The organism is Sphingobium sp. ba1 (genome assembly GCF_000743655.1).
In the GTDB taxonomy this organism is placed as follows: Bacteria; Pseudomonadota; Alphaproteobacteria; order Sphingomonadales; family Sphingomonadaceae; genus Sphingobium.
The window spans coordinates 1,301,344-1,310,522 of the sequence record NZ_JPPQ01000069.1; the positions used below are offsets into that span (position 1 = coordinate 1,301,344).

Genomic DNA, 9,179 nt, shown 5'->3' on the forward strand with positions numbered 1-9,179 from the left:
AACCACCGCTTCGGCAATTTTTCGCAAAACCGGTCATCGGCATGTCGCAAAACCCCGATACTAGCTGAGGGTTCCGGTCCTGGACCACCCACTCGCGTCGGCACCCACTCTCCTCTCTTACGCGGGCCTTGGCAGCTTTCACGCTGCGGACCCTTGCGAATCTCCGCTACAGCGGCAGGCCGACATAATTTTCGGCGATCGTCGTCTGCGCGGCGTGCGACGAGGCAATATAATCAAGTTCGGCCACCTGCATCCGCCGATCGAACGCATCGCCATCCGGGAAGCGATGCATCAGCTTGGTGAGTTGCCAGGAAAAGCGTTCCGACTTCCACACGCGCGCAAGCGCCTTGTCCGAATAGCCCGCCACTGCGTCGGCATCGCCCCGCTTGAAATAGCCGATCAGCGCTTCGGACAGATAATGGACGTCGGACGCCGCCAGGTTCAGCCCCTTAGCACCGGTCGGCGGTACGATATGCGCGCTGTCCCCAGCCAGCATCAACCGCCCATGGCGCATCGGTTCGAACACGAAAGAGCGCAGCGGGGCGATCGACTTTTCGAGCGCGGGGCCGCGAGTCATGTTCGCGGCTGCCTCCGGGCCCAACCGCGTCGCCAACTCGTCCCACAGCCGATCGTCAGGCCACTCTTCAATCTTCTCGTCGAGCGGCACCTGGATATAATAGCGGCTGCGGCTTTCCGACCGCATCGAGGCCAGGGCAAAGCCACGGTCATGGTTGGCGTAGATCAGCTCATGATGACATGGTGGCACGTCCGCCAATATGCCGAGCCAGCCAAAGGGGTAGACCTTTTCATAGGCCTTAGCCACCGAGGCAGGTACCGCCTTGCGCGACGGTCCGTGAAACCCATCGCAGCCACAGAGGAATTGCGCATCGATCCGGTGCGTCGCACCGTCCTTGCTATAGGTAACATAGGGCGCATCGCTGTCGACAGCGTGCAGCGCGACGTCGCCCGCTTCATAGATGATTTCCAGCCCGCGTTCGGGCGCGGCCTCCATCAGGTCGCGGGTCACTTCGGTCTGGCCATAGACCATCACCTTCTTGCCAGTCAGCGCCTCAATATCGATACGGATCAGCCGTTCGCCGTCCGCGAGGTGGAAGCCATCATGCGGCAACCCTTCGGCATGCATCCGTGCGCCCAGCCCCAGCCGGTCCATCAGGTCGGTGGTCGTCCGCTCCAGCACCCCTGCCCGGATCCGCCCCAACACATAATCGGGGGCTGCGCGCTCGATGACAACGACCTCTATGCCTTCGGCCCGCAGCAAATGGCCCAGCAACAGGCCCGCAGGCCCGGCTCCGATAATGGCGACCTGTGTCTTCATCTCATCTCTCCCATAAGGCGGCTTTGGGCCAGAATTGCGGCCTCAGGCGATCGCGCGACAGAGGGAGAGCAACCGATTATTTGGATGATCCGCCGGAAATGGGCTCTCAAACGATGCCATGCTTGACCCGTCCAACCTATTGTCGCATGCCCCAGCGACGCAAAAGAAGATGGACGATCCGGCCGATAGGTGCCTGTCGCGTACCGGTTCGAACCGTCAGGAGCAGGAGCATCCCATGACCGACATCAGACGCCAGTTGGACGAAGCGCCGATGGGCCGGTTGCAGATCACCGCCATAGCGCTCTGCGTTCTGCTCAATGCGCTCGACGGGTTCGATGTTCTGGCAATCAGTTTCGCGTCTCCCGGCATCGCCAAGGAATGGGGCGTCGATCGCGCCGCGCTGGGGTTTGTGCTGTCGATGGAATTGATCGGCATGGCCGTGGGGTCGGTATTGCTCGGCAATGTCGCCGATCGCATCGGCCGCCGACCCACGATCATCGGGTGCCTGGTCGTCATGGCGGGCGGGATGAGCGCAGCCACGATCGCCTGGGACGTGACCTCCCTTTCCCTTATCCGCCTGATAACCGGCCTTGGTATCGGCGGGATGCTTGCCTGCACCAACGCGATGGTCGCCGAACTCGCCAATGCGCGCGCGCGCAGCCTGGCGGTCGCGATCATGGCGGCGGGCTATCCGGTCGGCGCCATACTGGGCGGATCGGTCGCTTCCTATCTGCTGATCGCGGGTGATTGGCGCGATATCTTCCTGTTCGGGGGAATCGTCACCGCCCTGTTCCTGCCGCTGTCGCTATGGCTGTTGCCCGAATCGATCGGTTTCCTGGTACAGACGCGACCGCAAGGCGCGCTGTTGAAGATCAATCGCCTGCTCGCCCGCATGGGCCACGCCCCTGCCACGGCGCTACCGCCGCTGGACGCAGCCGCGCCCAAACCCTCCTTTACCGCGCTGTTCGCCCCCGGCCTGGCGCGCACCACCATCCTGCTGACGCTCGCCTATTTCTGCCACATCATGACTTTCTACTTCATCCTGAAATGGGTGCCCAAGATCGTTGTTGATATGGGCTATCTTCCGTCCAGCGCAGGTAGCGTGCTGGTCTGGGCCAATGTCGGCGGGCTAGTGGGTGCGTTACTGCTCAGCGTCCTAAGCTGGCGCATCGCTGTCCGCCCTCTGGTCATCATTACCATGGTTGCATCGACCATCATGGTCACGTTGTTCGGCCAGGAACAGACGACACTGTCTGGCCTCAGCTTGATTGCGGCATCCGCCGGCTTCTTCACGAACGCTGCGGTCGTGGGTCTCTATGCGCTGATCGCCCAGTCCTTTCCGACCGCCGTGCGCGCGGGCGGGACCGGTATCGTCATCGGCGTGGGCCGGGGCGGCGCAGCGTTGGGGCCGATATTGGCGGGCTTTCTGTTCAGCCTCGACTTCACCCTGCCACTCGTCGCCATCGTCATGGCTTCGGGATCGTTGCTGGGCGCGGGATTGCTGCTGGCGCTGCGCCAACGCCGATAAGCCATGACCGCCTCGCCCGTCCCCAGCTTCTATCTTTATGGCGAGCCACAGCGCAGCGTTGCGGAGGGGTTCGTGCATGTCGAAAGTCTGGACGACCGCTCGCGACCCAGCGAATGGACAATCCGCCCCCATGTCCATCGCGACCTCAATCATATCATCCTGATCGCCGAAGGGGGCGGGGCGATGCAGGCGGAGGAGGCTGCGGTTCGCTTCGACGCCCCCTGCCTGCTGCTCATCCCGGCGGGCATCGTCCATGGTTTTACCTGGGCCAGTGAATCGCGCGGGGCCGTGGTCACCATCGCCGACAGCTATCTGCGCCACCTCGTCCTGCGCGATGCGGACCTCGTTCCTCTCTTCGCCCACCCTCAAGCCGTCGCGCTCCCTCGATCGGACCGCGCCGCAGCAGAAGACGCCATCACCCGCATGGATCAGGAGTTAAGCTGGGCCGGTCCAGGCCAGCGCGCTGCGGTCGAATCCGCATTGCTGCATCTCATGGTGCTGGCGCTACGTCATGCCACTTTGGGCCAGCAGGTTCAGCCCGGCACCCCGCGCCAGGCCGCATTGGTTGCGCGCCTGCGGGAACGGATCGACCAGCGGTTCCGCCTGCGCGAGCCGGTATCCGCCCATGCCCGCGCGCTCGGCGTCAGCCTCACGGCCCTGCGCCAGGCCTGCGCGCGCGTCGCGAACAGCTCGCCCGCGCAGATGCTCGACGACCGCGCGTTATTGGAGGCGCGCCGGATGCTGCTTTATTCCCAGCTGTCGGTCACCGACATCGCCTATGCCGTCGGCTTCGAAGATCCCGCCTATTTTTCGCGCTTCTTCGCCCGCCATGTCGGCCAGCCGCCGCGCAGCTGGCGCGCCGCGCGCGAGAGTTGACGCACCCGCCTGCGCCTTTAAGGGTTGGCGCATGACGGCCGACAAGCTCATCGACCTGCTCGTGGCCCGACTGGTGCGCGACCATGGCAGCAGCAAGCATCACTGGCGCCGGGTGATCGGCCCGCTGCGCGTGTATAGCCGCGCCACCCACCCCCATTGCAACTGGAACGCGACGCCGACCGGTACGATTGCGGACGTCGCGCTCATAGAAAATATGCTCGACGATCTGCGCATGGCGCATCCGCTGCTGACGGCCTGACGCAAAAGGGCGCAGCCGGTTGCCCCGACTGCGCCCTTTCGTGCGACCCCGAAGGGATGTCGATCAGACCAGCTGTTGTTCCAATTCGCCTAGCACGCGATAGCAGTCGAAGACCTTCGCGACGCTCGAATTGGGCTCGCGGCCTTCGCGGATCGCGCCGATGAACTCGCGGTCCTGCAACTCGATGCCGTTCATCGACACGTCCACCTTTGACACGTCGATCGGCTCTTCCTTGCCATTAACCAGATCGTCGTAGCGCGCGATATAGGTGCCCGTGTCGCCGATATAGCGGAAGAAGGTGCCGAGCGGCCCGTCATTGTTGAACGACAGCGACAAGGTGCAGATCGCCCCACTCTCGCTCTTCAACTGGATCGACATGTCCATGGCGATCCCCAGTTCGGGATGGATCGGCCCCTGCATCGCATGGGCCGACACGATCTTGCCCGCCTGATAAGCGAACAGATCGACCGTATGCGCCGCGTGATGCCACAGAAGATGGTCGGTCCAGCTCCGCGCTTCGCCCTTCGCATTGATATTCTTGCGGCGGAAGAAATAGGTCTGCACATCCATCTGTTGAATGTTCAGATCGCCTGCCGTGATCAGATTATGGACATATTGGTGGCTGGGGTTGAACCGTCGCGTATGCCCGACCATGCAGACAAGGCCCGTTTCCTGTTGTTTGGCCAGCACCTCCTGCGCATCGGCCCAGCTATCCGCTAACGGAATTTCGACTTGGCAGTGCTTGCCCGCGTCCATGCAGGCAATGGCCTGCGCCGCGTGCATTTGCGTCGGCGTACACAGGATCACCGCATCGACATCGTCGCGGGCCAGCGTCTCGGCCAATTCGGTGGTCGCATGGCCAATGCCATATTTGTCGGCAATCGCCTGGGTCGCGTCCAGCCGGCGACCGACCAGCGACGTCACCGTCACGCCATCGATATTCTTGAGGCCATCCAGATGCTTTTCGCCAAAGGCACCCGCGCCAGCCAAAGCAATACGCATAATAATCTCCGTACCAATCAAAAAGCCCCTCCCCTTCAGGGGAGGGGTTGGGGTGGGGCCGTGAGGCAGGCGCTGCGCCTGATCTCATGCGCCCACCCCGCCGATTTACTCCGCCGCGATCGCCGTAACCGTATCGCTTCCGGTCATGTCCAGCCCTTCGCCATTGTCCGGGCGCAGCACCAGATGGCCGATCGCGGTGTTGGAGCAAGGCACATGATAATGGCGGTGCAGCGCGCGGGTCTTCTTCCCCAGCGCGCCGCGCATCACCAGCCACATCACCATCTCGATGCCTTCGCTGCCGGTTTCGCGCAGATATTCGATATGCGGAATCCGACGCAGATGATCGCTGTCACCGATCAGCCCGTCCAGGAATTTATTGTCCCATTCCTTGTTGATCAGGCCCGCGCGCGGCCCCTGCAACTGGTGGCTCATGCCGCCCGTACCCCAGATCTGCACGTTCAGATCTTCGGGGAAACTCTCGACCGCTTTGCGCACCGCCTCGCCCAGCGCCCAGCAGCGATTACCCGATGGCGGCGGATAGGTGACGACGTTGACGGCCAGCGGCACGACCTTGCACGGCCAGGCGTCGGGCTTACCGAACATCATGGAAAGCGGCACGGTCAGGCCATGGTCGACATCCATCTCGTTGATGATGGTCATGTCGAACTCGTCCAGCACCAGGCTCTGCGCGATATGCCAGGCAAGGTCGGGATGCCCTTCCACGTCCGGCACGGCACGCGGCCCCCACCCTTCATCGGCCGACTTGTAGCGCTCGCCACAGCCGATCGCGAAGGTCGGGATGATCTTCATGTCGAAGGCGGACGCATGGTCGTTATAGACCAGGATGATGACATCGGGCTTTTCCGCCTTCTCCCATTCACGCGTCCAGTCATAGCCCGCGAAAATGGGGCCGAAATACTCGTCCCGATCCTTGTTGAAGTCCGACGCCACGCCCAGCAGCGGCACATGGCTCGACGCCACACCAGCAGTAATTCGCGCCATATCAGCGATCCTCATTCTTGGCCGCAGCCGCAGCTTCATTGGCCCTGATCGACCGCACGCCTTCGGGCGAACGGCCACCGTTCATCATCATCTCGCGATATTGCGGGAATTCCATGTCCGTCATGGTGCTGACCGCTTCGGCGAACGGAATGCCGTCGGTCGAAAACAGCTTCGCCAGAAAATAGACGTTGCCGCCCAGATCGAGGCAGCGGTTATAGTCCCGCGCCAGCATCGCTTCCTTCTGGTCCTCGGTCAGCGGCCATTCGTCCATATAGGCGCGCTCATCGGCCTTGAACCGGGTGCGATTCTCGTCCTTCATCAGGCTCATCGCAAACTGGTTCATATGATAGCCCTGCCGCGCCCGCTTGGCGGTAAAGACACGGGTGCCGGGAATATCCTCCATCTCGGCCAGATATTCATGGATATCCTGGTGCTTGGGATCTTCTGTTATCATAGTCCCTTCTCCTTCAACTGGGCATCAAGGCGCGGGAACACCCGGCGGGCATTGCCCTCGAAAATCGCGGCGCGCTCGGCCTCGCTGATCTCCAGCGCATCGACATAACGTTTGGTGTCATCGAAATAATGGCCAGTAGTCGGATCGATGCCGCGCACCGCACCGACCATTTCCGACCCGAACAGGATATTCTTGTTGTCGATCACATCCGCCAGCAGATCGACACCCGGCTGATGATAGACGCAGGTGTCGAAGAATATGTTGTTCATTAAATGCGTCGACAGGTCCGGCTTCTTGAGCATGTCGGCGAGGCCGCGATAACGCCCCCAATGATAGGGCACAGCGCCACCGCCATGCGGAATGATGAAGCGCAGCGTCGGGAAATCCTTGAACAGATCACCCTCCAGCAACTGCATGAAGGCGATGGTATCGGCGGCGATATAATAGCCGCCGGTCGCGTGCATCGCGGGATTGCAGCTGCCCGACACATGGATCATCGCGGGCACGTCCAGCTCGACCATCTTTTCGTAGAAGGGATACCAGTAACGGTCGGTCAGCGGCGGATGGGTGAAATGCCCACCACCCGGATCGGGATTGAGGTTGCAGCCGATGAAGCCCATCTCGACGCAGCGTTCCAGCTCGGCGATCGAATTGCTCATGTCGGCCGTGGGCGATTGCGGCAGCATGCAGACGCCGACAAAGGTTTCGGGGAACATCGCCACCACCCGCGCGATCAGGTCGTTGCAGCGCATCGCCCATTCCTTGGCCATCGCCTCGTCGCCGACATGCGGCGCCATGGCCGACGCGCGCGGCGAAAAGATCGTCAGGTCCGCGCCGCGCTCCTTGATCAGGCGCAACTGGTTCGCCTCGATCGTCTCGCGAATTTCCGCGTCGCTGATGTCGGGATAGGGCGGACAGGGCGTACCCGCCTTGAACGCAGTCTTTTGCTCTTCGCGCCAGGTGTCATGCCCCTTCGGCAACACCGTATAATGGCCATGGCAATCGATAATCAGGCTCATCGCGTCTCTTTCCTCAATCCTTATTCCGTCACCCCAGCGCAAGCCGGGGTCTCAGGCGACAGCGCACCACGCCCGCCCCAAAACCCCCGTCATTCCCGCAAAGGCGGGAACCCATCTCCCAACGCTTCCTCCATCGCAAACGCAGGAGATGGATCCCCGCCTTCGCGGGGATGACGGACAGGAGAGTCGCGAACAATATGCGCAATCTTCGCGCCCAGCCCTTCCGGCACTATCTTCACGCCCAGCGCCCCGATCACCCGCTGCCGCTCGACCGTGCCGCGCGTCATCGCGGCCCCCGTGCCAACGCCTTCAAGCGTCTTGACCACTTCCTCCATCTCGGCCGCACGGCGCAGGCCATGCACCAGCATCCGGTCGAGATTATAGTCGGCCCGCGCACCCCAGGGCTTGGCTTTCTCGCTCGCGTCGAGCGATGCCAGCACCTCGTCCAGCACGTCGGCCGCCTCGGCCGCCAGCACACATTCGGCGGTCAGCGCTTCCATGCCCTTGACCATAACCGAGCGGATCATCTTGATCGATGATGCGCGCCCGACATCGGCACCCACGATACGGGTCTTGGCAAAGCCCAGCGCCGCCAGCCGCGCCTGCGCTTCGTCGGCACGGCCACCGCTCAACAACAGGGGGACATTCAACCGCGCCGGATCAACCGGCGCCATCACAGCAACATCGACATAATGGGCACCCGCCGCCGCGATCGCGCGCTCCGCGGCCTGCTTGGTCTGCGGCGCAACGCTGTTCATGTCGCAATAAAGCGCGCCTGGCGCAATCATCGCCGCAGCAGCCTCGGCCACCGCCAGCGCCTGGTCCGCCGTCACCAGCGACAGGATCAGCCCGACGCCATCCAGCGCGTCTTCCAGAAAGCGCGCGGGCAGGACGCCCGCCTGCCTATAGGCCGCCAGCATCGCGTCACGCGTGGCCGCCGCATCGGTCTTGGCATCATAGACATGGGCGGCCGCAGCCCAATCCCCCGCCAGCGCAAAGGTGGACCCTGCCTCGCCAAACCCGATAAGACCGACTTCCTGCTCCATGGGAAAGGGCATGCCGGATTGTATCCCGCCCGGCCAATCATATCCGGGGGCGTATCATAAGATTTTACGAATTCATGGTTGCGACGGCCTGTTCGATTGCCGCCATAAACTGTTGCTGCAACCGGGTCGGTCGCCAATCGGCGCGACTGGTGACGCCGATGGTCCGGCTGATCTCGCCGGGCGCCGGACCGATATCGGCCAGCATCCCGCTGTCGAGTTCGACCCGCAACTGATCGACCGACAACAAGGTGAGATAATCGCCGCTCACCAGCAATTGCCGCACCGTCATCACGGAGCCGCACTCGATCGGCACGGCAGGCAAGTCGCCGCCCAGCGCGGCGAACATTGCCTGCCATAATTGCCGCAGCGGCGTCCCTTCGGGCGGCAATATCCAGGGAAAGCGCCGCAGATCATCGCCATTCCAGCCCTGCTCCAGCACATGCCCCGCCCGCGCGAAGATCGTCGGTCGATCCTCGAACAAGGGTTGCTGGATCAGATCCTGTCCAATGGTCGCATCGCGCAACGCGCCGACCATCATGTCGATCTCACCATCGCGCAACGGTCCCACCAGTTCGGCATGCGACCCTTCGACCACCGAAATATCGACCTGCGGAAAGTCCCGGCGAAAGCTGGTGATCGCCAGCGGCAGCAGCCGGG

10 protein-coding genes are annotated in these 9,179 nt (G+C 62.7%); 3 read left to right on the forward strand and 7 right to left on the reverse strand.

Annotated features, from left to right (window positions below):
* Positions 1 to 166 precede the first annotated feature (166 nt).
* A complete protein-coding gene (pobA, locus tag IL54_RS09340; protein WP_037475062.1) occupies positions 167 to 1,336 on the reverse strand; it encodes a 4-hydroxybenzoate 3-monooxygenase in 1,170 nt (389 codons plus the stop codon).
* Between the two features lie 235 nt (positions 1,337 to 1,571).
* On the opposite strand from pobA, the gene IL54_RS09345 reads away from it, so the two are divergent.
* Genes IL54_RS09345 through IL54_RS09355 form a run of 3 tightly spaced genes read left to right on the forward strand, consistent with a single transcriptional unit; the run spans position 1,572 to position 3,999 of the window.
* Positions 1,572 to 2,864: an MFS transporter gene (locus IL54_RS09345; protein ID WP_037478235.1), complete on the forward strand. Its 1,293-nt coding sequence runs from the start codon at positions 1,572 to 1,574 to the stop codon at positions 2,862 to 2,864.
* A gap of 3 nt (positions 2,865 to 2,867) precedes the next feature.
* A complete protein-coding gene (locus IL54_RS09350; protein ID WP_037475064.1) occupies positions 2,868 to 3,740 on the forward strand; it encodes a helix-turn-helix domain-containing protein in 873 nt (290 codons plus the stop codon).
* A gap of 31 nt (positions 3,741 to 3,771) precedes the next feature.
* Complete coding sequence (locus IL54_RS09355) at positions 3,772 to 3,999, forward strand: hypothetical protein (RefSeq protein ID WP_037478237.1); 228 nt, start codon at positions 3,772 to 3,774, stop codon at positions 3,997 to 3,999.
* Between the two features lie 63 nt (positions 4,000 to 4,062).
* Here the strand turns inward: IL54_RS09355 and IL54_RS09360 are convergent, their stop codons facing one another.
* The 6 genes from IL54_RS09360 to IL54_RS09385 all read right to left on the reverse strand — a co-directional run.
* Positions 4,063 to 5,001 (reverse strand): Gfo/Idh/MocA family oxidoreductase, encoded by a 939-nt coding sequence (locus IL54_RS09360; RefSeq protein WP_037475066.1) that lies wholly within the window; start codon positions 4,999 to 5,001, stop codon positions 4,063 to 4,065.
* A 105-nt stretch (positions 5,002 to 5,106) separates the two neighbouring features.
* On the reverse strand, positions 5,107 to 6,003 hold the full coding sequence (locus IL54_RS09365; RefSeq protein WP_037475068.1) for a class III extradiol dioxygenase subunit beta: 897 nt from the start codon (positions 6,001 to 6,003) through the stop codon (positions 5,107 to 5,109).
* 1 nt (position 6,004) lies between these two features.
* Complete coding sequence (ligA, locus tag IL54_RS09370) at positions 6,005 to 6,457, reverse strand: protocatechuate 4,5-dioxygenase subunit alpha (protein ID WP_037475071.1); 453 nt, start codon at positions 6,455 to 6,457, stop codon at positions 6,005 to 6,007.
* On the reverse strand, positions 6,454 to 7,476 hold the full coding sequence (locus IL54_RS09375) for an amidohydrolase family protein (protein WP_037475074.1): 1,023 nt from the start codon (positions 7,474 to 7,476) through the stop codon (positions 6,454 to 6,456). Before IL54_RS09375 ends, ligA begins: the two co-directional genes overlap by 4 nt.
* A gap of 89 nt (positions 7,477 to 7,565) precedes the next feature.
* Positions 7,566 to 8,522, reverse strand: a complete 957-nt coding sequence (locus IL54_RS09380; RefSeq protein WP_037475077.1) for an NAD(P)-dependent oxidoreductase — start codon at positions 8,520 to 8,522, stop codon at positions 7,566 to 7,568.
* Positions 8,523 to 8,586: 64 nt separating this feature from the next.
* Positions 8,587 to 9,179: LysR substrate-binding domain-containing protein (locus IL54_RS09385; RefSeq protein ID WP_037478239.1), on the reverse strand; the 593-nt coding region annotated here is incomplete at its 5' end.